This window comes from Streptosporangium sp. NPDC005286 (assembly GCF_040607515.1).
Classification (GTDB): Bacteria; Actinomycetota; Actinomycetes; order Streptosporangiales; family Streptosporangiaceae; genus Streptosporangium.
Genome location: NZ_JBEXGU010000039.1, coordinates 23,915 through 49,059, shown reverse-complemented (window position 1 = coordinate 49,059; position 25,145 = coordinate 23,915). Strand labels below are relative to the sequence as shown.

21 protein-coding genes are annotated in these 25,145 nt (G+C 70.1%); 13 read left to right on the top strand and 8 right to left on the bottom strand.

The window, feature by feature from the left end; all coding sequences use genetic code 11:
• Positions 1–47: 47 nt before the first annotated feature.
• On the bottom strand, positions 48–1,106 hold the full coding sequence (locus ABZU75_RS17005) for an LLM class flavin-dependent oxidoreductase (RefSeq protein WP_355554889.1): 1,059 nt from the start codon (positions 1,104–1,106) through the stop codon (positions 48–50).
• 167 nt (positions 1,107–1,273) lie between these two features.
• Here ABZU75_RS17005 and ABZU75_RS17000 point away from each other — a divergent pair, with 167 nt between their 5' ends.
• Entirely contained in the window at positions 1,274–2,533 is a 1,260-nt protein-coding gene (locus ABZU75_RS17000; RefSeq protein ID WP_355554887.1) for an alpha/beta fold hydrolase, read from the top strand.
• A 59-nt stretch (positions 2,534–2,592) separates the two neighbouring features.
• Here the strand turns inward: ABZU75_RS17000 and ABZU75_RS16995 are convergent, their stop codons facing one another.
• From ABZU75_RS16995 to glnII, 4 genes are all read right to left on the bottom strand, one after another.
• Positions 2,593–4,014 (bottom strand): ATP-binding protein, encoded by a 1,422-nt coding sequence (locus ABZU75_RS16995; RefSeq protein WP_355554885.1) that lies wholly within the window; start codon positions 4,012–4,014, stop codon positions 2,593–2,595.
• A 34-nt stretch (positions 4,015–4,048) separates the two neighbouring features.
• Positions 4,049–5,713, bottom strand: coding sequence for an FAD-dependent oxidoreductase (locus tag ABZU75_RS16990; RefSeq protein ID WP_355554883.1), 1,665 nt, complete (start codon positions 5,711–5,713; stop codon positions 4,049–4,051).
• A 70-nt stretch (positions 5,714–5,783) separates the two neighbouring features.
• Complete coding sequence (locus tag ABZU75_RS16985) at positions 5,784–6,695, bottom strand: helix-turn-helix domain-containing protein (protein WP_355554881.1); 912 nt, start codon at positions 6,693–6,695, stop codon at positions 5,784–5,786.
• Between the two features lie 402 nt (positions 6,696–7,097).
• Positions 7,098–8,111: a glutamine synthetase gene (gene glnII, locus ABZU75_RS16980; RefSeq protein WP_355554879.1), complete on the bottom strand. Its 1,014-nt coding sequence runs from the start codon at positions 8,109–8,111 to the stop codon at positions 7,098–7,100.
• A gap of 445 nt (positions 8,112–8,556) precedes the next feature.
• Here glnII and ABZU75_RS16975 point away from each other — a divergent pair, with 445 nt between their 5' ends.
• A complete protein-coding gene (locus ABZU75_RS16975) occupies positions 8,557–9,639 on the top strand; it encodes an acetyl-CoA acetyltransferase (RefSeq protein WP_350952265.1) in 1,083 nt (360 codons plus the stop codon).
• A gap of 88 nt (positions 9,640–9,727) precedes the next feature.
• On the opposite strand, the gene ABZU75_RS16970 is transcribed toward ABZU75_RS16975, so the two are convergent.
• Positions 9,728–10,096, bottom strand: a complete 369-nt coding sequence (locus ABZU75_RS16970) for a hypothetical protein (RefSeq protein ID WP_355554877.1) — start codon at positions 10,094–10,096, stop codon at positions 9,728–9,730.
• A gap of 189 nt (positions 10,097–10,285) precedes the next feature.
• Between ABZU75_RS16970 and ABZU75_RS16965 the strand changes: the two genes are divergently transcribed.
• From ABZU75_RS16965 to ABZU75_RS16940, 6 genes are all read left to right on the top strand, one after another.
• The gene (locus ABZU75_RS16965; protein WP_343980466.1) at positions 10,286–11,170 is read left to right on the top strand and encodes a MurR/RpiR family transcriptional regulator; all 885 of its coding nucleotides are present in this window, start codon (positions 10,286–10,288) and stop codon (positions 11,168–11,170) included.
• 2 nt (positions 11,171–11,172) lie between these two features.
• Complete coding sequence (locus ABZU75_RS16960) at positions 11,173–11,937, top strand: SIS domain-containing protein (protein WP_355554874.1); 765 nt, start codon at positions 11,173–11,175, stop codon at positions 11,935–11,937.
• Between the two features lie 39 nt (positions 11,938–11,976).
• A complete protein-coding gene (ngcE, locus tag ABZU75_RS16955; protein ID WP_355554872.1) occupies positions 11,977–13,386 on the top strand; it encodes an N-acetylglucosamine/diacetylchitobiose ABC transporter substrate-binding protein in 1,410 nt (469 codons plus the stop codon).
• A 126-nt stretch (positions 13,387–13,512) separates the two neighbouring features.
• Positions 13,513–14,415: a sugar ABC transporter permease gene (locus ABZU75_RS16950; RefSeq protein WP_350912864.1), complete on the top strand. Its 903-nt coding sequence runs from the start codon at positions 13,513–13,515 to the stop codon at positions 14,413–14,415.
• Entirely contained in the window at positions 14,415–15,326 is a 912-nt protein-coding gene (locus tag ABZU75_RS16945; protein WP_051751340.1) for a carbohydrate ABC transporter permease, read from the top strand. Before ABZU75_RS16950 ends, ABZU75_RS16945 begins: the two co-directional genes overlap by 1 nt.
• Positions 15,327–15,509: 183 nt before the next feature.
• The gene (locus tag ABZU75_RS16940; protein WP_355554869.1) at positions 15,510–16,382 is read left to right on the top strand and encodes a chitosanase; all 873 of its coding nucleotides are present in this window, start codon (positions 15,510–15,512) and stop codon (positions 16,380–16,382) included.
• Positions 16,383–16,525: 143 nt separating this feature from the next.
• Here the strand turns inward: ABZU75_RS16940 and ABZU75_RS16935 are convergent, their stop codons facing one another.
• Both ABZU75_RS16935 and ABZU75_RS16930 read right to left on the bottom strand, forming a co-directional pair.
• Positions 16,526–17,218 (bottom strand): DNA alkylation repair protein, encoded by a 693-nt coding sequence (locus ABZU75_RS16935; RefSeq protein ID WP_350952271.1) that lies wholly within the window; start codon positions 17,216–17,218, stop codon positions 16,526–16,528.
• Positions 17,219–17,305: 87 nt separating this feature from the next.
• Entirely contained in the window at positions 17,306–17,995 is a 690-nt protein-coding gene (locus tag ABZU75_RS16930; RefSeq protein WP_355554867.1) for a TetR family transcriptional regulator, read from the bottom strand.
• A 124-nt stretch (positions 17,996–18,119) separates the two neighbouring features.
• Between ABZU75_RS16930 and ABZU75_RS16925 the strand changes: the two genes are divergently transcribed.
• The 5 genes from ABZU75_RS16925 (at position 18,120) to ABZU75_RS16905 (ending at position 25,139) form a co-directional block, all read left to right on the top strand.
• The gene (locus ABZU75_RS16925) at positions 18,120–19,271 is read left to right on the top strand and encodes an acetyl-CoA C-acetyltransferase (protein WP_355554865.1); all 1,152 of its coding nucleotides are present in this window, start codon (positions 18,120–18,122) and stop codon (positions 19,269–19,271) included.
• Between the two features lie 243 nt (positions 19,272–19,514).
• Positions 19,515–19,946, top strand: a complete 432-nt coding sequence (locus ABZU75_RS16920) for a glycosyltransferase (protein WP_355554863.1) — start codon at positions 19,515–19,517, stop codon at positions 19,944–19,946.
• A gap of 188 nt (positions 19,947–20,134) precedes the next feature.
• Positions 20,135–22,282: an RNA polymerase recycling motor ATPase HelR gene (gene helR / locus ABZU75_RS16915; protein ID WP_355554861.1), complete on the top strand. Its 2,148-nt coding sequence runs from the start codon at positions 20,135–20,137 to the stop codon at positions 22,280–22,282.
• 538 nt (positions 22,283–22,820) lie between these two features.
• Positions 22,821–24,341 carry a glycoside hydrolase family 3 N-terminal domain-containing protein gene (locus ABZU75_RS16910; protein WP_355554859.1) on the top strand — a complete coding sequence of 507 codons (1,521 nt, stop codon included), beginning with the start codon at positions 22,821–22,823 and terminating at the stop codon, positions 24,339–24,341.
• Between the two features lie 96 nt (positions 24,342–24,437).
• A complete protein-coding gene (locus ABZU75_RS16905) occupies positions 24,438–25,139 on the top strand; it encodes a pentapeptide repeat-containing protein (RefSeq protein WP_355554857.1) in 702 nt (233 codons plus the stop codon).
• Positions 25,140–25,145: the final 6 nt, after the last annotated feature.

The following is a 25,145-nucleotide window of genomic DNA, read 5'->3' as shown; positions in this document are numbered from 1 at the left end:
GGCCCGCGACCTCCCGCCTCGGCCGGTGCGAGCCGTACGGGGACGGATCATTCGAAAGCCGGCATGACCTCGGCGGCGAAGAACCGCATGACCTTCCTCATCTCCGCCAGCGGCATCGGCCTGGTGCTGCCGAAGTCGCAGAGCAGGTTGGCGAATCCGGCGTCCCGCAGCAGCCGGATCTGGCCGATCACCCGCTCGGGGTCGCCGATGACCTCCAGCTGCTCCCAGCGGAAGTCGTTGGAGACCGAGCCGCCCTTGAGGTAGCGGTCCTGGTAGTACTCGAAGCCCTGTGCGGCCTTGCCGGTCCTGGGGTCGATCGGGGCGCTCTTCTCGTTGAAGATCCGGCTCCGGTCGAACCCCGCCTCGAACCTGGCCTGGTCCTCGCGGGCCGCCTCCGCCGTGGCGGCGACGTAGACGCTGCGCGCGACCACCAGTTCGTGCCCGGTCACGTCGTGCCCGGCCAGTTCCGCGGTCGTCCGCCAGGTCTCCGCCGCCTTGACCACCTTGCGGAACGGCGCCGCCGGGTCGGCCAGGATGGGCAGGCCGCGCTCGGCGTACATGGTCACGGTCTCCGGGGACACGGCGGCCACATGGATCGGCGGGAACGGGGTCTGCAGCGGCCGGGGGACGAGTTCGACCTCGGTGCCGGTCCGGTAGAACTTGCCCTCGTGCCGGAAGGTGGGGCTGCCCCAGAGGCCGAGGATGACCTCCAGCGCCTCGTTGAACCGGTCACGGGCCTCGGCCAGGTCGATGCCGAAGCCCTCGAACTCGAAGCTCTGGTAGCCGCGCCCGATGCCCAGCTCCAGCCGCCCGCCGGAGAGCACGTCCACCATGGCCGCCTCCTCGGCGACGTGGATCGGGTTGTGCAGCGGCAGTACCACGATGCCGGTGCCCAGCCGGAGCCGCTCGGTGCGCGCGGCCATGGCGGCCAGCATGGTGAACAGGTTCGGGACCACTCCGTAGTCGCGGAAGTGGTGCTCGGCCAGCCGCACGCCGTGGAAACCCAGCTCCTCGGCCAGCTCGACCAGTTCGAGATGGTAGTCGTAGACATCCTTGAAGCTCTGGCCGTCGAACCGGTGGAAGAGGTGGAAGGTCGAGAACTTCATCGGCTTGTCCCCTGGCGGTCGTCTCCGTCTGTCCCGTTCCGCGGTCTCGGTTGCGGCGGGCCGCACGAAACCAAGCGCTCGCTTGGGAAGCGTACCAGTTCTCCGCCTCCGGGGAAGTGCCGCGCCCGTCAGGAAATGGCGGTCGTGGGGTCGGGTAGTTTTCCGGGGTGACTGTCCTTCTGCCCGGTGTGGCGCTCACCGACCACGTGTTCACCGTTCCCCTCGACCACGCCGACCCCGGCGGCGAGACGATCGAGGTCTTCGCCCGGGAGGCGGTCGACCCGGCCAGGCAGCGGGAGGACCTGCCGTGGCTGCTCTTCCTGCAGGGAGGTCCCGGCGGCAAGTCGCCGCGCCCGACCGCCGCGGAGGGATGGCTGGGGCAGGCGCTGCAAACCCATCGCGTCCTCCTGCTCGACCAGCGGGGGACCGGTCGCAGCACTCCCGTCACCGCGAAGACGGTGCGCGGCACGGACGCCGAGCTCGCCGCCCGCCTCGGGCACTTCCGGGCCGACTCGATCGTGGCCGACGCCGAGCTGATCCGGCGCGAGCTCGCCGGTGACCGGCCGTGGGAGACCCTCGGCCAGAGCTACGGCGGCTTCATCACGCTGACCTACCTCTCGCTGGCCCCCGAGGGCCTGGCGACCTGCTACGTGACCGGTGGCCTGGCCGGGCTCGACGCCACCGCCGACGACGTCTACTCCCGCACCTACCCGCGGGTCCTGGACAAGGTGCGCCGCCACTTCGCCCGTTACCCGCAGGACTCGGGCCGCCTGGACGCGATAGCCGCCCACCTGCGCCTGCACGAGGTCTCGCTGCCCGACGGTGACGTGCTGACCGTACGCCGCCTGCAGACCCTCGGCATGTGCCTGGGGATGAGCGACGGCGCCGAATACCTGCACTGGTTGCTGGAGGAGGCCTGGACCGGTGACAGGCTCTCCGACCTCTTCCTGTACGAGGTCATGATGGCCACCGGTTTCGTCGGCAACCCGCTCTACGCGGTCCTGCACGAGTCGATCTACGCCCAGGGCGCCGCCACGGACTGGGCCGCGCACCGGTTGCTGCCCGAGGAGTTCCGCGAGGACGCGGGACCGACGCTCCCCACCGGGGAGATGATCTACCCCTGGATGTTCGACGAGATCGCCGCGCTCCGCCCCTTCAGAGGCGCCGCCGAGATCCTCGCCACCGTCTCCGGCTGGCCGGCCCTCTACGACCCGGCCCGGCTGGCCGCCAACCGGGTCCCGGTGGTCGCCGCCGTCTACTACGACGACATGTACGTCGACGAGGGCCTGTCCATGCGCACCGCGCGCGCGGTGGGCAACGTGCGGACCTGGGTGACCAACGAGTGGGAGCACGACGGCGTCCGGGTCTCCGGCGGCAAGGTCCTCGCCCGCCTGATGGACATCGCGGGCGGCGTCCACGGCTCCTGAACGTCTCGGGGCCTCCTGAGCCCGTGCCGTCCAAAGCGCCCGCTCCGGACGGCACGAGGTCAGGCCGGGCTGGACGCCTCGGTGACGGGGAGGCGTACCTGGAAGCGGGTGTCGCCGGGCTTCGACTCCACGCGCAGGTCGCCACCGTGGCGGCCGGCGACGATGCGGAAGGAGATGTCCAGGCCGAGCCCGGTGCCCTCGCCCACCGACTTCGTGGTGAAGAACGGCTCGAAGATCCGCTCGCGCAGGGCCTCGGGGACGCCGGGGCCGGTGTCGCAGATCTCGATCAGCGCGATCGTGTCGTGTTCGAGGCGGGTGCGGACGGTCAGGACGCCGCTGCCGGCCATCGCGTCCAGCGCGTTGTGGATCAGGTTGGTCCACACCTGGTTGAGTTCTCCCGCGTAGGCGGGGATGGGCGGCAGCCCGGGATCGTAGTCGGTGGCGATGGTGATCCCCGGCGGGATCTTGCCGCGGAACATGGTGAGGGTGCTGTCGAGCAGCTCCCGCACGTCCACCGTCTGGTACGGCGCCCGGTCCATCTGGGAGTACTGCTTGGCGGAGGCGATCAGCGAGGAGATCCGCTCGGTCGCGTCCGTCACCTCGTTCAGCATCTGGGAGATCTCGGTGGCCTCCGACAGCCAGTGCATCGCCGCGTCCAGGTGCCGGTCGCCGATCGCCTCGCGGACGGCGTCGAGCTTGCCGACCTCGAACCCGGCCGCCACCAGCGCCGGCGCGATCTCCCAGGCGTCCGAGACCCCGGCCTCCTCCAGGGCATCGGACAGCTCGTCCTCGGCGTCGGAGGTCTCCAGCGGCGAGCGGGGCGGCGCCTTCGAGGCGCTGTCGGCGCACGCCTCCTGCAGGTCGACCAGCTCGCGCAGCCGCTCGGGCTCGATGCCCTCCTCCGCCAGCGCGGCCAGCCGCCTGCGCGAGCTCCGTACCTTCACCCGCAGGTCGTCTACGGCCCGTACCGCCGCCGCGGCCGGGTTGTTGAGCTCGTGGGTGAGCCCGGCGGTGATCGTGCCGAGCGCGGTCAGCCGCTGCCGCCGGTCGATGAGCTCCCGCTGTGCCATCCCGCCCAGGCGGGCCCCGTCGAGCAGGTGCACCGCCATCGGGAACCACTCGGCCATGATCATGCCGTACTTCCTGGCCGGGAGCATGAACATGCGGGTCGGCTTGGTGGCGCGCAGCGAGTGGGCGTAGGTGGCCGGGGCGCGGTCGCCCAGGTAGGCCAGGACCGCGCCGCCGTAGACGCCGGGCTGCGAGGTCGGGGTCATCGTGACCGGTCCGGCGGGGGTCTCGGTGATCATCACCACCTCGCCGTCGATGAGCACGGCGAAGCAGTCGGCCGGATCACCCTGCTTGATGATCGGCTCGCCCGCCTCGTACTCCTCCTCGGTCCCGTGTTCGGCGAGCCAGCGGAGCTTGTCCTCGTCGAGCCGCTCGAAGAGGAACAGCCCGCGGAGCACGTCCGTGTCGATCATGTGACCTCCTTGCCGAGCACGGAGAGGGACCTGGTCACGTCTTCTCCAGGTAGCGGTGGACGAGGGCCACGGCCATCGCGCCCTCGCCGACCGCGGAGGCGACCCGCTTGATCGAGTCGGCCCGGACGTCGCCGGCGGCGAACACCCCGGGAACGTTCGTCTCCAGGTGGTACGGATCCCGCCGGAGCGGCCAGTTGCGCGGCCTGTTCTCGTCGGCGGTCAGGTCGGGACCGGTCAGGACGAAGCCCCTGGCGTCGCGTTCGACGGTCTCGCCGAGCCAGTCGGTGAACGGCTCGGCGCCGATGAAGACGAACAGCCACTCGGCCCCGACCGTGCGCTCGCCGTCCGGGCCCTTCAGCGTGATCCGCTCCAGGTGCCCCTCGCCCTCGGCGCCGACCACCTCGGTCTCGGTGAGCACCTCGATGTTCGGGATCTGCGAGATCTGCTCGATCAGGTAGTGCGACATGGTCCGCTCCAGCCCGTCACCCCTGACGACCAGGTAGACCCTGCTGGCGTACCCGGACAGGTAGACCGCGCCCTGACCCGCCGAGTTGGCGGCGCCGACGATGTAGACCTCGCGGTTGCTGCACTCGGGCGCCTCGGTCATGGCCGCGCCGTAGTAGCAGCCGGAGCCGATGAACTCGTCGAGGCCGGGGGCGTTCAGCCGCCGGTAGGAGACACCGGTGGCCAGGATGACGGTGTGCGCCGCGATCGTGCCGCCGTCGGCGAAGCCGACCACCCGGGCCTGGCCCTTGACCTCAAGGCTGGTGACCGTGCGGGCGGTGAGCAGCTCGGCGCCGAATTTCAGGGCCTGGCGCCTGGCCCGGTCGGCGAGTTGCGCGCCGGAGACGCCGTCGGGAAAGCCCAGGTAGTTCTCGATCCTGGAGCTCTGGCCCGCCTGCCCGCCCGAGGCGTGCTGCTCGACCATCACCGTGCGCAGTCCCTCGGAGGCGCCGTAGACCGCGGCGCCCAGCCCGCCGGGGCCGCCCCCGATCACGATCAGGTCGTAGAAGTCGGTGGCCGGGGCAGTGGACAGCCCGACGGCATGGGCCAGCTCGGACAGGTTCGGCGCGGTGAGTTTCGCACCGTCGCCGGTGACGACCAGCGGCACCCTGGCCGGACCCGTACCGCCCTTCTCCCCGGCCGCCGCGAGCAGCTCGGCACCCTCGGGGGAGTCGTCCAGCATCCAGCGGTAGGGCACCTGGTTGCGCGACAGGAAGTCCCTGACCTCGTACGAGGGAGCCGACCAGCGCGCGCCCACCACCCGCAGCTCGTCGGACTCGCGCCGGTCGGTGCGCTGCCAGGCGTCGAGCTGGGCGTCCAGCACCGGGTAGAACTTCTCCTCCGGCGGGTCCCACGGTTTGAGCAGGTAGTGGTCGAGGTCGACCACGTTGATCGCCTGGATCGCGGCCTCGGTGTCGGCGTAGGCGGTCAGCAGTACGCGGCGGGCGTACGGATACAGGTCCATGGCCTGTTCCAGGAACTCCACGCCGTTCATCTGGGGCATTCGGTAGTCGGCGAGAATCGCCGCGACGTCGTCGCCGCGGAGCCGAAGTTCGCGGACGCTCTCGATGCCCTGGACAGCGGTGTCGGCCCGGACGATCCGGTAGGAATGGCCATAGCGGCGCCGCAGGTCGCGCGCGACGGAGCGTGATACACCTGGATCGTCGTCGACCGTCATGATGACCGGTTTATCCATGCGCTGTCTTCCCCCACAGATAGAGACCCTCGAGATGGGGACAACCTCTCCGAAGGATGCCACATTCGTGTTAAAGCAATCGTCCATCGGGCGCGGTCGTGGGGGCCGGATCGGGACCGTGGCCGGGTATCCCGGCGGCGCGTAGCAGGGCGGTCGCGCAACCGTGGTCGGTGAGGAAGCGCCTGAGCTCGGGGTCACGGGCACAGAGTTCGCCCATGCTCTCGTGGCCGATCCGGTCGGCGATGATCTGCAGGGCGATGTCCTGCCTGACGTACTGGACGGCCATCGCGACGACGGCCGGGTCCTCGGTGTAGACGCCCCACGCGGTGCCGCCGGCGAAGCCGCCGACCAGGGCCTCCCGCCGGTCGCCCACGACGACCAGCAGCCGATGGTCCAGGCCCTGCCCCTCCTGGGCCTCCGTGGTCGCGCACGGGGTGGGGAAGCGGTGCTCGTAGAGGTTCCCGACCGGCTTCCGCGCCGGTCCGAAGTGCAGCACCGAGGTCTCGACCCCGCGCTCGACGGCCCGCCCGACCAGTGGGGAGAGCCGCTCCATCTCCTCGGGCCAGATCGACAGGAACAGGTCGGTGTGCGCCTCGGCCACCACGTCCTCGGCCCGCGCGAGCAGTGCCTCCGCGTCCTTGAGGCTGTGGATCAGGTGTGCCCTGGGGGACGCCACGATCACGGGCAGCGAGACCTCCAGCGACTCGATCGAGTCGTCGAACTCCCGGCGCATGCGTTCCAGCAGGGAGCGCGGTGGCAGCGGCAGGTAGTCGACGGCGTCGTCGGCGCCACGCAACTCGTAGGCCGCGCTCTTGGCCACCAGCTTGCCCAGGGTCGCGTAGACCATGCTGCGTGGCACGCCTGAGCGCTTGGCGACCTCGTAGCCGTTGAGGGGCTGGCCGGCACCGACCAGGGTGACGTATGCCTTGGCCTCGTAGCCCGACATCCCCAAACGCTGTAATTGCTCCACTACGTCCTGCATCGCAGTTATGGTACGGCGCAAGCTACCCCTTTAGCGCTGTCCTAAAGCAGCTGTTTCGTGGGATTTTCGTCACGCACCCGGGTTGGAGGCCATCGTTTGGCGAGAGGGGGCCTGCCGGGTTTACCCGGCAGATGAATCGCCTGCCCGTTTGTGGTTCCTGTGTTCGAAACGGTCACGGGCTTGGCGCCCGCCTATCTCGGCCGGGCGGGGCGAGAAGCCGCTCCCGCCGGGGGCGGGGGCGCGGAACGGCCCGACGGGCGGTATACCGACATTTTACTTTTATTTGGGCTGCGCTATTTCGGTCCGGCCGGTACCGGCCGCTGTGCGGTCGCCACCGGGAAAGCGGAAGGCCGCGGACGCCCCCGGCAGGACGTTCGCGGCCTTCGCGTTCTTCGGTCGGGATCAGACCTGTTCGGCCTTCTCCAGAGCGGAGCAGCAGGTGTTCACGATGAGGCGGGTCACCAGGTAGGGGTCGACGTTGGCGTTCGGACGCCGGTCCTCGATGTAGCCCTTCTTCTCCACCTCGACCTGCCACGGGATGCGGACCGAGGCGCCGCGGTCGGAGACGCCGTAGCTGAACTCGTTCCAGGGGGCGGTCTCGTGGAGGCCGGTGAGACGGTCCTCGATGCCGGCGCCGTAGTACTTGACGTGCTCCAGGGCGTTCGCCGCGAGGGCCTCGCAGGCGGTGATGATCGGGTCGTAGCCCTCGCGCATCGCCTTGGTGGAGAAGTTGGTGTGCGCGCCCGCGCCGTTCCAGTCACCCTTCACCGGCTTGGCGTCCAGGGTGGCGGCGATGTTGAAGTCCTCGGCGGTGCGGTAGAGCAGCCAGCGGGCGATCCACATGTGGTCGGAGACCTCCAGGGGACCGGCCGGGCCGATCTGGAACTCCCACTGCCCGGGCATGACCTCGGCGTTGATGCCGGAGATGGCCAGGCCCGCCTCGATGCAGTAGTCGAGGTGCCTCTCGACGATCTCGCGGCCGAAGACCTCGTCGGCGCCGACGCCGCAGTAGTAACCCCCCTGCGGGGCGGGGAAGCCGCCGAGCGGGAAGCCGAGCGGACGGCCCTCCTTGAAGAAGGTGTACTCCTGCTCGATGCCGAACCACGACTCCTGGTCGGCGTACTTCTCCGCGACCTCGACGAGGGCCGCACGGGCGTTGCTGGAGTGCGGGGTCATGTCGGGGTTGAGCACCTCGCACAGCACCAGCACGTTGCTGCCGCCGCGGATCGGGTCCGGGCAGGTGAACACCGGCTTGAGCACGCGGTCGGAGGAGGAACCGTCGGCCTGGTTGGTGCTGGACCCGTCGAAGCCCCAGATCGGGAGTTCGGCACCGTCCGCCATGACCTTGGTCTTTGAGCGGAGCTTGGCGGTCGGCTCGGTACCGTCGATCCAGATGTATTCGGCCTTGAAGGTCATCGGCGGAGTCCTTGAGGGTGGAGGTGTCTGCTGCCACCAAAGATTCGCAAGTCGCGATTTCGCAACTGTTGCCCGTATGTGAACAGAGTGTTACCCAGCCTCATCCGGGCAGGCAGCGGCCGCCCCGAAAACCGCACATGCCATTCTCTGCCCCTGTGAGCTGCCCTTTTACCGGACGATTGGCGCGATGTAGACGTCCATCGCGGAGGAAACGGCGTGCCGCGGAACGGTGGGCGGAGGTCGAGGGCGGCCGGTCCGGAGCCCCCGGCCAATCCGCCGCCCACTTAACCGAGCAAGCGCTTGCCTAAGACAGATGGTCGCGTTACCGTGACGGGCGATGGCCGAGATCCGCCCGCGTCCACGACGTCCCGGCGGTCCACGGACGTCGTCCGCCGGGACGGATCGCGCCCCGTCCCGGCGGGCGACCCGATCTGTCAGGAGCCGGATGCGAGGTAGGGCGGCCGTCGCGGGCCTCGGGATGACGGCCCTGACGCGGGCCTCGGGCAGGACCGAGCTGGAACTCGCCGTCGAGGCGTCCCGCGCCGCGCTGGCCGACGCCGGCCTGGAGGCCGGGCAGGTCGACGCGGTCCTCAGCTACCACATGAACGACTCGGCCCCCGTGGTCGGTGTCGCGAGGGCACTGGGCATCGAAAGGCTGGGCTGGCACAACGACATCTCCGGCGGCGGTACCCAGACGGCGTCCATCCTCGGCGACGCGGCGATGCTCATCGCCTGCGGCGTCGCGGGCAGCGTGCTGGTCTACCGGGCGCTGAACGGCCGCTCGGGCAGGCGCATGAACACCGTCTCCACCGGTCCGCAGGAGCGCTTCACGGTCCCGTACGGGATGGCGGGACCGATCCCGATGTTCGCCCTGGCGGCACAGCGCTACCTGCACGAGACCGGTCTGGGAGAGGAGCATCTGCACGCGGTCGTCGCCCAGTCACGCGACAACGCCGCGGCCAACCCGCGCGCCCTGCGGCGCGATCCGCTCTCGCTGGAGGAGTACCTGGCCAGGCCGTACGTCTGCGCACCGCTGCGGACCGTCGACTGCTGCCAGGAGACGGACGGCGCCTGCGCGCTGGTGATCCGCGACGCGCGGCTCGCCCCGGAGGCTCCCCGGATCCACGCCGTGGTCAGGGGAGGGGGGCCGGGCTGCTCGTCCATGGACCGTTCGCCCGACGTCACCGCGGTCTTCTCCGCCCATGTCGCGGCTCCCCTGTGGGAGACGTCGGGCATGCGGCCCCGGGACGTGGACGTCGCCCTGCTCTACGACGCCTACTCCTGGCTGGTGCCCAGGCAGCTGGAGGACTTCGGCCTGGCCGGCCGGGCCGAGCTGGGCGAGTTCCTCCTCGCCCGCCGCCACGCCGGGGTCAATCCGCACGGCGGCCTGCTGTCGGAGGGGTACGTGCACGGGCTGAACAACGTGGCCCAGGCCGTAAGGGAACTCAGAGCGGGTCGCGAGACCGCGCTGGTGACCGGATTCGGCGGCAGCTACGGCAGCGCGGCCCTGCTGGTCCGCCCCGGCTGAGGCCGCGACGCGCGCGGGGGGTGGGCGAGTGCCGGCCACGCCGGGTCGGCCACTCGGCGGGGCGCGGCGGGCGCGGGGCCGGACGGGCTCAGCTGGACTCGTCCCAGTCGTCCTCCCGAGAGCCGGCGAGCTCGGCCTCCATCTCCTCCAGATCCCGCATGAACCCCTGGAACCCCCTCGGGCCCAGGCGGCGCCAGACGAGCAGCTGCAGGGAGCGCGTCTCCTCGTCCAGCGTCGGCTCCTCGTGGCGTGGCGCCCCCGCCTCCTGGGCCTGCCGGTCCACGGCCTGGAGCTCCTCGACCGTGAAGCGGACTCCGTGCTCGCGTTCGAGCAGCCGGAGGTGCGGGTCGTTGCGCAGTCTCTGGTCCCGGGCGCGCCGGGCGCGCCGGGCGGCCAGCTCGTCGTGGACGTGCGCACTGGAAACCTGGGGCGGCGTGTCGGCCGGACGTCGAGTCATCGTGGGTTCGCCTCCGTCGGGCGGCTCCTTTTCTGGAACCTCTGCCATGAACGACGCCCGACGGGCGGCGTAGGTTGTCGGAACTTTTCCCGCGGACTCCGGAGCCACCGGCGTCACACCCTCCACCATGCCCCCGATGGTCTTGACGCGGCCCCGAGTTGAGAATAATTTTCACCCATATGATTTTTGATGAAAGGAATGCTTGTGGCCGCAGGTGCGCTCGGACGCATCCAGACCGAGACGCCCGCGCTGCCGGAGGCGCTGCGCCGGGTGGGTGAGGCGATCCTGGCCGACCCCGCGGAGGCGGCGCGATCCACGATCATCACGCTGGCCGAGCGGAGCGGCAGCTCGCCCGCCACGGTCACCCGCTTCTGCAGGGTGTTCGGTTTCGCGGGATACGCCGGGCTACGGGTCGCGCTGGCCACCGAGACCGGCCGCGCGGCGCAGGCCAACTGGGACATGGGGGTGGGCCACGAGATCGGCCCCACCGACCCGCTCGACGCGGCGATCGGCGTGATGGCCGCCGCCGACTCGCGGCTCATCCAGGAGACCGCGGCCCAACTCGACGCGGGCACCGTCGCCAAGGTCGCCGAGGCCATCGTCGCGGCCCGCCGCGTCCTCATCTTCGGGGTCTCCACCAGCGGGGCGGTGGCCGGGATGATGGGCGGGCGGTTGCGCCGCATCCGGGTCCCCTGCTGGAGCCACGCCGACGCGCACGAGGCGCTCGCCGACGCGGCGCTGCTCGGCGAGGGCGACGTCGCCATCGGCATCTCCCACCAGGGCCGCACCCGCGAGGTGCTGGAATCCCTCGGCGAGGCCGGAGACCGGGGCGCGCTGACCGTCGCGGTCACCTCCTTCGCCCGTTCCCCGCTGGCGGAGTTGTCGGAGCTGGTACTGACTACCGCCAGCCGCGAGACCACCTTCCGGCTGGGTGGCCTGGCCGCGGTCCACTCCCAGCTCTTCGTCCTCGACACCGTCTACGTCGCGGTCGCGCAGCGCACCTACGAGCAGACCAACGAGGCGTTCGAGCTGACGATCCGGGCCCTCGAGAGCCACCGTGTGGAGAGGAACTGAGTGTGGACATCAATATCGGGGCCGTCGAGTACGTCCATGAGGTGAAGGCCCTGGTGGACGAGGTCTCCCGGACCCAGGAGGCCGCGGTACGGGACGCGGCCGCGTTGACGGTGACCTCCCTGCTCGACGGCGGCGTGATCCAGGCCTTCGGCTCCGGGCACTCCGAGGCGATCGCCATGGAGATCGCCGGGCGCGCGGGCGGCCTGGTGCCCAGCAACCGTCTGGCCCTGCGTGACGTCGTCCTGTACGGGGACGCCCCGGTCGGCACCCTCCTCGGAGCCCCCGGCGAGCTGGAGCGCGATCCGTCGGTCGCCCGGCGGATCTACGACCTGGCGCCCGTCCGGCCGCAGGACGTGTTCGTGCTGATCTCCAGCTCCGGGGTGAACGGCTCGGTGGTCGAGCTGGCCTCGATCGTCAAGGAGCAGGGGCACGGCCTGATCGCCCTGACCTCCGTACGGCACAGCACCGCGATGACCTCACGCCACCCCTCGGGCCGCAAGCTGCTCGACCTCGCCGACGTGGTGCTCGACAACCGCGCCCCGTACGGCGACGCGGTACTCCCGCTCCCGGACGGCGGCACGTTCGGGGCGGTCTCCACGATCACCTCGGCGCTGCTGGCCCAGATGGTCGTGGCCGAGGTGGTGCGCACGCTGATCGAGGCGGGCCACACTCCGCCGATCTACCGCTCCGCCAATGTGACCGGCGGAGACGAGCACAACCGTGTTCTCGAGAATCGCTACGCCGGAAGGATCCGGCGAGGTGCCTGACCACTGCCTGTCACTTCCAGGCCACCCCCAGGAGGAAGCATGACCCAGCTATCCAGGCGCGAGCTCCTGCGCAGCGCGGCCCTGGCCGGCCTCGCCCTGCCCGCCCTGTCCGCGTGCGCCACCCCCGCGGGCAACGGCGGCGCCGCGTCCTCGGCACCCGCCGCCGGGGCCACCAGCGCGGCCAACCCGCTCGGCTTCGCCGAGGACAGGCCCCTGGAGATCTGGATCTTCGACGGCGGTTTCGGCGACGCCTACGCCAAGGACGTCCACGAGAAGCTGCTCCAGGCCAGGCACCCCAAGCTGGAGATCAAGCACAACGCGACCAAGGAGATCGCCAAGACCCTCCAGCCGCGCTTCGCCGGTGGGAACCCGCCGGAGTTCATCAACAACTCCGGTGCCAACGCGATGGACTTCGGTGCCCTGGTCCAGGACGGTCAGCTCGCCGACCTCACGCCGCTGTACGACGCGCCCAGCTGGGACGACCCCGCGGTCAAGGTGCGCGACACGATCGACCCGAACGCGATCGAGCTGGGCAGCTACGACGGCAAGCCCTACGTCCTCAACTACGCCAACACCGTCTGGGGCATCTGGTACTCGCAGAAGCTCTTCGAGGCCGAGGGCTGGCAGGTCCCCAAGACCTGGGCCGACTTCCTGGCCCTGTGCGAGACCATCAAGAAGGCGGGCAAGATCGCGCCCTTCACCTACGCAGGCAAGCACCCCTTCTACATCTACGAGACCATCCTCACGCTCGCCGCGAAGATCGGCGGCAGGGACGTGCTGAAGAACATCGACAACCTCGAGGACGGCGCCTGGAAGGCCGAGCCGGTCAGGCAGGCCGCGGCGGCCTTCGCCGAGGTCGGGTCGAAGTACCTGCTCCAGGGCACCGCGGGGCTCGACCACGTGCAGACCCAGACGGCGCACAGCAAGGGCCAGGTCGCCATGTTGCCCTGCGGCTCCTGGCTGGAGAACGAGCAGAAGGACTCCACCCCGGCCGACTTCGGCTACGCGATGTTCACGCTGCCCGACTTCGGCTCCTCGGACGCGCTGCCGTACGGCACCCTGCACGCCAGGCCCGGCGAGGAGTACGTCGTCTCGGCGAAGTCGGCCAACCCCAACGCGGGTCTGGAGTACATGCGCGCCATGCTCTCCAAGGAGGGCGCGGGCAAGTTCATGGAGCTGGTCTCCACGCTCACCGTCGTCAAGGGCGCGGGGGAGGGCAAGACGCTCAAGCCCGGTCTCAAGAGCGCCTCGGCCGCGCTGAACGCGGCCGGCGACAACGTCGTCTGGTTCCTGTTCCGCAAGTGGTACGTCGAGATGCACGACGAGGTGGCCGCCGCGACCGGGCAGCTCATGGCCGGCAAGCTGACCGTCGACGCGTGGGCGGACCGCGCGCAGCGGAAGGCCGACGCGATCAAGAAGGACACCTCGGTGAAGAAGTTCAACCGTTGACGTCCGCCCCCGTTCGGTAACGGGGGACGCCAGTGCCGACACCACCCCTAGGCAGGAGATCGCGTTGAGGTCCACGGTTCACCGGCCCGCCCGGCGACGGGCCGATCACCGAACGGCGAGTCACTCATGAACCACGGCAGGACACGGTTCGTCGCGGGATTCCTGGTGATCCCGGTGGCCCTCTACGTGATCTACGTGATCGCGCCCTACGCGCAGGCCTTCTACATCGCGTTCACCGACTGGCGCGGGGTGAACGCGAGCCCGCGGCTGGTGGGTCTGGAGAACTTCCAGCGACTCCTGGCCGACAACGTGTTCTGGAAGGCCGTCAGTCACAACCTCATCCTGCTGGTCCTGATGCCGATCCTGACCCTGGGGATCGCGCTCTTCTTCGCCTTCCTGCTCAACGCGGGCGGGCGGGGCGGCACCGGGGGCATCTGGGGGTCGAAGTTCTACCGGGTGGTGTTCTTCTTCCCCCAGGTGCTGGCCGTCGCCGTGGTCGCCGTACTGTTCCAGCAGGTCTTCAGGCCCGACCGCAGCGGGATGCTCAACGCGCCGCTCATCGCCCTGGGGTTCGAGCCGATCGGCTTCCTGTCGGACACCAGGGTCGCGTTCTGGTCGATTCTCGCCGTGCTGGTCTGGCAGGCCGTCGGCTTCTACGTCGTGCTCTTCTCCGCCGGCATCTCCTCCATCCCCCGCGACCTGTTCGAGGCGGCGGCGATCGACGGCGCGGGAAGGGTGCAGCTGTTCCTGCGGGTCACGCTGCCGCTGCTCTGGGACACGATCCAGGTCGGCTGGGTCTACCTCGGCATCGCCGCGCTGGACGTCTTCGCCATCGTGTGGGTGATGACGGCGGAACACGGCGGGCCCGACCACTCCACGACCGTGATGGCGGCGGAGATCTACCGCACCGCCTTCCAGTACTTCAAGTTCGGCTACGCCTCCGCGATGGGCGTGGTGCTGTTCTTCTTCACCATCGGGTTCGCGACACTGGCCCTGCGCCTGTCGCGACGTGAACGGATCGAGTTCTAGTGGCGGACGCCGTGATTCCCCGGAGCCGGGCCTGGGCCCGCGAGGAGCGCAGGAGGCGGCTCGGCCCCCTGTCGGCCCTGACGCACGTCGCACTGCTGGTCTGGACGGTCCTGGTCGTCGTGCCGATCGTGTGGACCTTCCTCGCCTCGGTGAAGAGCGAGGACGAGATCTTCGGCGACGCCTGGTCGCTGCCGGCCTCCCTCCGCTTCGACAACTGGGCTCGTGCCTGGGAGCAGGCGCACATCGGCCAGTACATGATCAACAGCATCGTGGTGGTGGCCTTCGGCACCTTCGGCACGATGCTGTTCGGCTCGATGGCCGCGTACGTGCTGGCCCGCTACCGCTTTCGCGGCAACCGGGCGATCTATCTGCTGTTCGTCTCCGGCCTGGCCTTCCCGGTCTACCTGGCGCTGACCCCGCTGTTCTTCGTCGTGCAGAACATGGGGACGGTTCCGGTGATCGGCCGGTTCATCGGCCTGAACACGCACGGCGGGCTGGTGCTGGTCTACATCGCCTACTCGCTGCCCTTCACGGTCTTCTTCCTCGCCGCGTTCTTCAGGACGCTGCCGGGCGCGGTGGCCGAGGCGGCCTTCGTGGACGGGGCCTCGCACGCCCGGGTCTTCTTCCGGATCATGCTCCCGATGGCCAAGCCGGGCATCATCAGCGTGACCATCTTCAACGTGCTCGGCCAGTGGAACCAGTACCAGCTGCCCCTGGTGCTGCTCACCTCGGACAGGGACAAATGGGTGCTCACCCAGGGCATCGCCGACATCTCCACGGCGGCCGGCTACGACGCCGACTGGTCGGCCCTGTTCGCCGCGCTGAGCATGGCCATCCTGCCGATGATGATCGTCTACACGCTCTTCCAGAGCCAGATCCAGAAGGGCCTCACCGCGGGCGCGCTCAAGTAGGCCGCTTGAGCCTTTTGAGGCTTTCATAAGGCCGCCTTGAGGTTCGATTCGTGTGAACGGGTTGACTGGCGGGGCCTGTTGGCGGTTAGGTTCGTTAGGAAAGTTTCCTAACGAGCGAGATACTCCCCGCCCGCGTCCCGTCATCGGAGAGATCGTTCCTCCACCATCCCCTTGGAGAGACACGTGTCCATCTCATCGGACTCCCGCCTCGGCCGCCGCACCCCGCGCTTCCTGCTGGCCTCGGCCGCGATCGCGGTCCCGGTCCTGATCGCCCCCGCCGGCGTCGGGCACGCGGCCACGCTCTCGCCCGCCGCCGCGCCCGCCGGGCCGGTCGCCGACTCCGCGGCGGCCGACCTCAACGACCCGCGCAAGAAGGACATCGCCATGCAGCTGGTGTCCAGCGCCGAGAACTCCTCGCTGGACTGGAAGGCGCAGTACAAGTACATCGAGGACATCGGCGACGGCCGCGGCTACACCGCCGGGATCATCGGCTTCTGCTCCGGAACCGGCGACATGCTCGACCTCGTCGAGCTCTACGCCCGGCGCAAGCCGGGGAACGTGCTCGCCAAGTATCTCCCCGCCCTGCGCAAGGTCGACGGCACCGCCTCCCACAAGGGACTCGACCCGAACTACACCAAGGACTGGAAGACCGCCGCCAAGGACACGGCCTTCCAGCAGGCCCAGCACGACGAGCGTGACCGGGTCTACTTCAACCCCGCGGTCAGCCAGGCAAAGAAGGACGGCCTGCGCGCCCTCGGCCAGTTCGCCTACTACGACGCCATCGTCATGCACGGCGACGGCGGCGGCCCGCAGAGCTTCAGCGCGATCCGCAAGAACGCCCTGAAGAAGGCGAAGCCCCCCGCGCAGGGCGGCGACGAGACGAAGTACCTGCACGCCTTCCTCGACGCCCGCAAGGCCGCCATGAAGGCCGAGGAGGCTCACGAGGACACCAGCCGCGTCGACACCGCCCAGCGGGTCTTCCTCAACAAGGGCAATCTCGATCTCAACACCCCGCTGTCCTGGAAGGTCTACGGCGACTCCTTCAAGATCAGCTGACCCCTCCAAGCCCCGGCGGCCCCGCCCCGCCGGGGCACTCCGCCTCGACATTCCCGGTCGGCGTCGTTGACGCTCTCGAATACCGAGAGACATCGTCGGCTATCCGCGACAGTGGAGGTCCTGGAGGGGGATTCGGGGCGCGATCACCCGGAACGCCGCGCCGGGAGGTTCTTCAGGGCCTCGCGGCGGCTCAGGCCGCTGATGCCGGTGTGGTCGACGTAGCGGACGACCTCGTCGGGGTTGGTCTTGGCGTACTCGCGCAGGGCCCAGCCGATCGCCTTGCGGGCGAAGAAGTCGTTGTCCGACAGGCTCGGCTCGATGCAGGCGTACAGCAGGCCGGTGTCGGTGGCGGCCTTGAAACGGTTCTGGGAGAGGATGGCCGTCCGGCGCTTCCACAGGTCGGTGCCGCGGGCCCAGCGCAGCATGAGGGGGCGCATGGTGTCGGGGAAGGCCGCGAGCAGGCCGCCGACGCGGTGGACGGCGAGGTCGTCGACGTAGTCCCACCAGGCTCCGGTGACGATCATCTCCTCGTACATCGGCAGCGCGTCGAGCGTCTGGAAGCCCCGGTAGAGGCGGAAACCGGTCAGCTCGATCGCCGCGTAGCGCTCCTCGCGGTACTCGGCCCCGTGCCACAGGGCCAGCGTCGCCTCCCGCCACGCGGGCGCCGTCTCCACGTAGTACTCGGTGAACACCCGCTTCAACGCCGCGCGGCGAGGTGCGGCCTGCACCCCGAGGAAGGGCATCTCCGACTTCATGTAGGCCCGCATGACCGGGGCCTTGGCGGGGTCGGCCACCTCGGTGAGTGCCATGCGCACGGCCTTCTGCAGTATCTCCACGCTCGCCCACCACTTCCCGTTCGCTTCGCGGACGGCTTGATTCTCACAGGCCGCGTCGCTCTCCGCGCGGGGTTCCGCTCACGGGTGTCAAGCCTGCTGGCTGCTCCGCTCGCCGGTCGCCAGGCCGTCGAACAGGACGGTGATGTAGTGCTCGGCGAGACCCGCGGTGTTGAGGCGTCCTCCCGGACGGAACCAGCGCACCGCCACCCAGATGGTGTCGCGGATCATGCGGTAGGTGAGCTTGGGATCGACGTCGGCGCGGAACAGGCCGGCGGCCTGGCCGAGCTTGATCTGCCCGACCCACATCCGCTCGACCTCGTCCTCGGCCTTGACCAGGTAGTCGAAGCGGTCACCGGGGAGTGAGCGCAGGTAGTTCCAGTCGTTCTGCATGACGGTGATCGCCGCGCGGTGGGGCTCCAGAGTGCTGAACCCGATGCGCACCATCTCTGAGAGGATCATGCGGGAGTCGCCGTCCTGTTCCAGGGCGGCGCGGTAGCGGCCGACGAGGTCGTCGAGGAAGGTGGTCAGCACCTCGTCGACGATCGTCTCCTTGGAGTCGAAGTGGTGGTAGAGACTCCCGGAGAGGATGCCGGCCTCTTCGGCGATCTCCCGGACGGTGGTCGCCTGGAAGCCCTTGCGGGCGAAGAGCTCGGCGGCGAGTTTGACGAGATGATCGCGGCGCTCTGACGCCGGGCCGGATGCGGCCGCGCGCTTGGTCCCACCCTGGCGCTTGACCGGGGTCGTGGTCGCGCCGCCGGAGTTCTTTCGCGTGTTCACACCCCCATTATGAACCCTTGCGCAATCGCTTGTTCACCGAAACGCGCCAGCTCATCGCGGCTTCTGTTTTTAACCAAGCGCTTGCTACGCTTGTTGCCAGGTGAAGACCGAAGGGATTCAGACAATGACCGAGGCATACATCGTCGGCGCGGTCCGTACCCCGGTGGGCCGCAGGAACGGCGGTCTCGCCGACGCGCACCCCGCCGACCTGGGCGCCCACGCCATCCGCGAGCTTGTCGGGCGCACCGGAGTGGATCCCGAGGCCGTGGACGACGTCGTGTTCGGGTGCGTCGACACCGTCGGCCCGCAGGCCGGCGACATCGCCCGTACCTGCTGGTTGGCCGCCGGGCTGCCCGAGGGGGTGCCCGGCGTCACCGTCGACCGCCAGTGCGGCTCCTCCCAGCAGGCACTCCACTTCGCCGCCCAGGCGGTACTGTCGGGCACCGCCGACCTGATCGTCGCCGGTGGCGTGCAGAACATGAGCCGGGTCCCGATCGGCTATGCCATGACCGCCGGGCAGGCGCTCGGCTTCGACAGCCCGTTCGCGGGCTCCAAGGGCTGGCAGGCCCGGTACGGCGGACAGGAGGTGTCCCAGTTCCGGGGCGCCGAAATGATCGCCGAAAAATGGGATATATCGCGACTTGAGATGGAGGAGTTCGCGTACGAGTCCCACCGGCGGGCGATCAGCGCGATCGACGAGGGTCGCTTCGCCGCCGAGATCGTCCCCTACGAGGGCGTCTGCACCGACGAGGGCCCGCGCCGTGACACCAGCCTGGAGCGGATGGCCGGGCTCAGGACCCTGGTCGAGGGGGGAAGGCTCACCGCCGCACTCTCCTCACAGATCTCCGACGGCGCGGCCGCGCTTCTCGTCGCCTCCGAGCGGGCGGTCAAGGCCCACGGACTGACCCCGCGCGCCCGGATCCACCACATCTCCGCCCGCGGCGACGACCCCGTCATGATGCTCTCCGCGCCGATCCCCGCCACCGCGTACGCCCTGCGCAGGGCGGGTATGACGATCGGCGACATCGACGCCGTCGAGATCAACGAGGCGTTCGCCCCCGTCGTGCTGGCCTGGCTGAAGGAGACCGGCGCCGACCCCGGCCGGGTCAACCCCAACGGCGGTGCCATCGCCCTCGGCCACCCGCTCGGCGCGACCGGCGCCCGGCTGATGACCTCGCTCCTGCACGAGCTGGAGCGGACCGGCGGCCGGTACGGGCTGCAGACGATGTGCGAGGGCGGCGGCCAGGCCAACGTGACGATCATCGAACGGCTCTGACCGCCTCCGGCGAGGCCGCCCCACCGGGGTCTGCTCCCGAACGTGTCCCCAGCCGTCGTGTAGCGCGGCGCGCCGCCGCTTCGCGAGGAGGTCGTCCGTCCACAGCGGACGATGAAGGGAAAGGGGAGTACCCACTCCTTTCCACTCTCAACGTATAGCGCACCGGGGGGCTTGCCACAAGACCCGGGTCGTGCCGCAGAATCGTCGGCCGAGGCCAGAGCCTGCGGAAACGGGGGATACGAAATGCGGGTGTTGTTGTCGACGTATGGGTCACGCGGGGACGTCGAACCGCTGGTGGGACTCGCGGTGCGGTTGCGGGAACTCGGCGCGGAGGTGCGGGTGTGCGCGCCGCCGGACGAGGACTTCGCGCAGCGGTTGGCCGGTGTCGACGTGCCGCTGGTGCCGGTCGGCCGGTCGGCGCGCGCGCTGACGACTACGGCGTCGCCGCCGTCGGCGGCGGACCTGCCCCGGCGCGCGGCCGAGTTGATCGCCGGCCAGTTCGACGTGGTCACCGCGGCGGCCGAGGGATGTGACGCGTTGGTGGCGACCGGCATAATGCCGGCCGCGGCCGGCGCGCGGTCGGTGGCCGAGAAGCTGGGCATCCGCTCCGTGTCCGTGACCTTCCAGCAGCTCACCCTGCCGTCGCCGTACCACCCGCCGCCGGTGTCCGCGTGAACCACACGGGATCGGCGATCCAGGACCCGGAACACGAGAACCTGCGAACCCTGGCGACCTGAACCGGCAACGGCCGGGGGCCACGTCAGGCGGAGCGTTGCTCGTCATGGCCACCAGGTTCGTCACGCTCGTCCAGACACCTTGCCGCGCGCAATGGCCGCAAGCGACCCCAGATCGGAGCTGATGCCATGAACCCCCTGACCACCAGTGCGTTCGACCTTCCCGACCACCTCGCCCCCAAGGCCGACCCGACGCTGATCGACGGCGACGAGCAGCACTTCGCAGCCATCGCGGAGAGCCTTGAGCAGTCGATCGCCGACCTGTCCGACCGCCTCGATGCCGAACGCAGGGCGCCCGGCGGCAAAGGCCGGCAGGCGATGGACCGGGACCTGGAGATCCACCGGCTGACCGCTCGCCTGCGCGCGCTGCGTCGCTTCGGCTTGGACCTGTGCCTCGGACACATGGTCAGCGCGGACAACCCCGAGCCCGTGTACGTCGGACGACTCGGCCTCACGGACAGCGCGGGTCGTCGGCTGCTGCTCGACTGGCGCTCCCCCGCGGCCGAGCCGTTCTTCGGAGCCACCCACGCCAACCCGATGGGGCTGGCAAGCCGTCGCAGGTATCGCTGGACCCGCGGCCGGATCAGCGACTACTGGGACGAGGTGTTCACCCCGGACGGGCTTGTCGGGCACGCCGCGCTCGACGACCAGTCCGCCTTCATCGCCAGCCTGGGCGACAACCGGTCGGCCCGGATGCGAGACGTGCTCGGCACCATCCAGGCCGACCAGGACGCCATCATCCGTGCGGGATCGCGCGGCGCTCTCGTCGTCGACGGCGGTCCGGGTACGGGGAAGACCGTCGTCGCTCTGCACCGCTCCGCCTACCTCCTCTACTCCGACCCTCGCCTAGGTCACCACCGGGGCGGCGTGCTGTTCGTCGGTCCGCACCAGCCGTACCTGGCCTACGTCGCCGACGTCCTCCCCAGCCTCGGCGAGGAGGGCGTGCAGACCTGCACCCTGCGGGACCTCGTCGCCGAGGGAGCCGCAGCGGCGATCGAGGCCGACCCGGACGTGGCCCGCCTGAAGTCGTCCGCGGACCTGGTGAAGGCGATCGAGCCTGCCGTCAGGTTCTACGAGAACCCGCCCACCAAGGGGATGACGGTCACCACCCTCTGGTCCGACGTCTGGCTGAGTGCCGACGATTGGGCCGAGGCGTTCGAAGCACCGGACCCCGGCACTCCGCACAACGAGGCCCGCGACCAGATCTGGGAGGAACTGCTCACGATCCTGATGGACAAGCACGGCGACGACGCCCCGGCTCACCTGCTCCGCAAGTCGCTGCTGCAGGACAGGGAGCTGCTCACGACCTTCAACCGCGCGTGGCCGCTGATCGAAGCGGCCGACCTCGTCGGAGACCTGTGGTCGGTACCCGCCTACCTGCGGAAGTGCGCTCCCTGGCTCAGCCGCGACGACGTTCAGGCGCTGCAGCGCGCGGACGCCCAGGCCTGGACGGTGTCCGACCTGCCGCTCCTGGACGCGGCACGGCAGCGGCTCGGCGACCCGGAGGCATCACGACGCAAGCGCCGGCAGGAAGCCGCTCTCGCCGCCCAACGCGAGCGCATGGCCCAGGTCGTCGACGCCCTGATCGAGGCCGATGACGACGGCGAAGGCCTCGTGACGCAGCTGCGCCGAGAGGACCTCCAGCGAAATCTGGTTGACGAGTCCGAGCTGCCCACCCTCGACCCGGACCTGCTCGCCGGCCCGTTCGCGCACATCGTCGTGGACGAGGCTCAGGAACTGACCGACGCGGAGTGGCAGATGTTGCTGCTCCGCTGCCCGTCCCGGAGCTTCACCATCGTCGGGGACCGTGCCCAGGCCAGGCACGGGTTCACGGAGTCGTGGCAGGAACGGCTTGAGCGGATCGGGCTCGACCGGATCAACCTGGCCTCCCTGACCGTCAACTACCGGACACCGGAAGAGATCATGGCGGAGGCCGAACCGGTCATCCGGGCCGTGCTCCCGGACGCCAACGTGCCGACCTCCATCCGCAGCGGCGACGTCCCCGTCGTCCACGGATCCGCTTCGGATCTGGGCTCGATCCTCGACACCTGGCTCGCCGCGCATGCCGACGGGATCGCCTGCGTCATCGGCGATCCCACGTTCCGGGCGACGCCTCGCGTCCGGTCGCTGACCCCGGAGCTGTCGAAGGGGCTCGAGTTCGACCTGGTCGTCCTCATCGACCCGGAGGCGTTCGGCGACGGCATCGAAGGAGCGGTCGACCGCTATGTCGCGATGACCCGAGCGACCCGGCAACTCGTCATCCTGACGAGCTCCTGACGTCGGCCGGACGAACGCCCGTTCCCGGCCGAGTCGGTGGCGTTCCTGGACGCCGGCGCACCATCGAGTCCCTGTCGGCCGCGCTCAGGACGGTCCTGGCCCCCGAGACCCGCGTACGGGCGAGTGCCGTGGCCGGCACGATCCGTACCGACGGGGCGGCGGCGGCCGCCACGCTGCTGCTCGACGCGATCAGCCGGGAAAGGCCGCCGGTGTCCGCGGCGTGAACCACGCGGGATCGTCGGGCCAGGGAAAGTGCCTCGTCCACGGGTGCCCGGCGACACCGGAGGTATCGCGCGGCATCGGGCACCCGTCACGTCGCGCCCAGGCTTCGTGTCGGCCGATCTTTGACTCGTCCTCGTCGAGGCCCGGTAAACCTTTACTCGAAGGCCAATGGTCAGCCCACTAGCAATTAGGAAACTTTCCTATTAGATTTGCGCCAAGCCACCGTGGGAGCGCTTTCCCCGGAGGTTCTGGACAACGTGGGGTCTGCGCGCCTTCGGCATGGGACGCCGACCGGTCGTCAGGCGAGGAGTGGTGAATGAAGCGCGGCCCAGAGCTGCTCCGTCTGGCGGAGACCGTCGTCCTTCCCGGTTTCGAGGGCAAGGCCCCGCCCGACTGGGTGCGGCGCAGACTCGGTGAAGGACTGGCCGGGGTGGTGCTCTTCTCCAGGAACATCGCCACCCCCTCCCAGGTCGCCGACCTCACCGCCGCGCTCCGCGAGGAGAACCCCCAGGTCCTCGTCGGCATCGACGAGGAGTCGGGCGAGGTCACCCGCCTGGAGGCGGCCGGCGGGAGCACCCGGCCGGGCAACTTCGCCCTCGGCGTGGTCGACGACACCGGCCTCACCGAGGAGATCGCCGCCGACCTCGGCCGTGACCTGGCCCTGGCGGGCGTCAACCTCAACTTCGCCCCCTCGGCGGATGTGAACTCCAACCCCGACAACCCGGTCATCGGCCTGCGCTCCTTCGGCGCGGACCCCGATCTCGTCGCCAGGCACACCGTGGCCTGGATCCGGGGCATGCAGTCGGCGGGCGTGGCGGCCTGCGCCAAGCACTTCCCCGGCCACGGCGACACCTCGGTCGACTCCCACCACGGCGTGCCGCTCGTCGCCGCCACCGCGGGGGAGCTGCGCGACGTGGCGCTGCGGCCCTTCCGCGCGGCCGTCGAGCAGGGGGTGCGCACGGTCATGACCGGCCACCTGCTCGTCTCCGCCCTGGACCCGGTGATGGCCGCCACGCTCAGCCGCCGGGTCCTGCACGACCTGCTCAGGGTCGAGCTGGGCTTCGAAGGCGTCATCGTCACCGACGGCATCGAGATGACCGCGGTCTCCGGCCCGTACGGCATCGGCGGCGCCTCGGCCCTCGCCGTCGCCGCGGGCGCCGACGCGATCTGCGTGGGCGGCGAGCACGCCGGAGAGGAGACCGCGATCGCGGTCCGTGACGCGATCGCGGACGCCGTGATCGAGGGCAGGCTCTCCGAGGAACGGCTGGCCGACGCCGCCCGCCGCGTCCGCGAGCTCGCCCGCTGGACCGCGACCACCCAGCGGGGCACGCCCGCGCGCGCCGCCTCCGGCGGTTCCGGCGACGCGTCGATCGGCCTGGCCGCGGCCCGGCGCGCGCTGCGGGTCACCCGCCGCTCCGCGACCGCGGCCTTCCCCCTGTCCGCCCCACCACACGTCGCCGAACTCGCCCCCGAGATGAACCTCGCCATCGAGAAGGACACCCCCTGGGGCGTCGGCGAGCCGCTCGGCAAGCTCCTCCCCGGCACCACGGTCACCCGGCTGGACGCCTCCACCGCCACCGGGAGCGCCATCGAGACCGTACTCGCCACCGCGGCCGGGCGCCCCCTGGTCATCGTCGTCCGCGACGCGCACCGCCACCCCTGGCAGACCGACGCACTCCGGCACCTGCTGGCCGCCCGCTCCGACGCCGTCGTGGTCGAGATGGGCCTGCCCGGCCGATCCGACCTCGGCGCCGTGCACATCGCCACCCACGGATCCGCCCGCGTCTGCGGCCAGGCGGCCGCCGAACTCCTCGCCGGAGACGAGAACGGGACCTGACCGGCGGACGGCGCGAGTGTCGCCCGACACCCGGCTCCTTCCCGCGGGGGCGTACGGCGCGGTGATTCTGTCGGGGCGGGCTGCTTGAATCGCCGGATGGATGTGGCACGGTTGCTGGCGGACCAGCGGGAGATCAACGGGGTCGATCTGGCGAGGCTCTCGCTCGGCGATCATCTGACCGGCGAGGGACCCTACGTCTTCAAGGAGTGCGACCTCACCGGCGCCGACTTCAGCGGGGCGTCACTCGTGGGGGCCTCGTTCGAGGGATGCGTGCTGGAGCGGGCCGACTTCCGCCGTACGGATCTGGACGGGGCGCGTTTCTCCGGCGGCGGGGGAGCGGGGCTCAGGTTCGCGAACGCCGAACTCGTCGACGCGGCCTTCACCGACGTCGACCTGTCGGGTGCGAACTTCGGGCGGGCACTGCTCACCGACGTCGTCTTCACCGGCTGCCGCATGATCGGCGCGGTGCTGACAGGTTGCCGGGGCATCGGCTACCGGTTCGACGGTGCCAACCTGATGCTGGCCGACCTGATCGGCTGCTCGTTCCGAGGCGCCCACCTGCGGGGCACCCGTCTCGACGAGGCCAACCTGTCGAACTGCGACTTCACCAATGCCGTGTTCGAGGACTGCCGCATGATCGGCGCCCGCACCGTCGACACGGTCTTCACCATGGCCGACCTGCGCGGCCTGGACCTCGGCGAGGTCGACGACACCCGGCTCCGATCGCTGCGCGGAGCGATCATCAGCCCGTCCCAGGCCGCCCTGATCCTCGCCTCCCGAGGGCTGACCGTGAACTGACGGAGA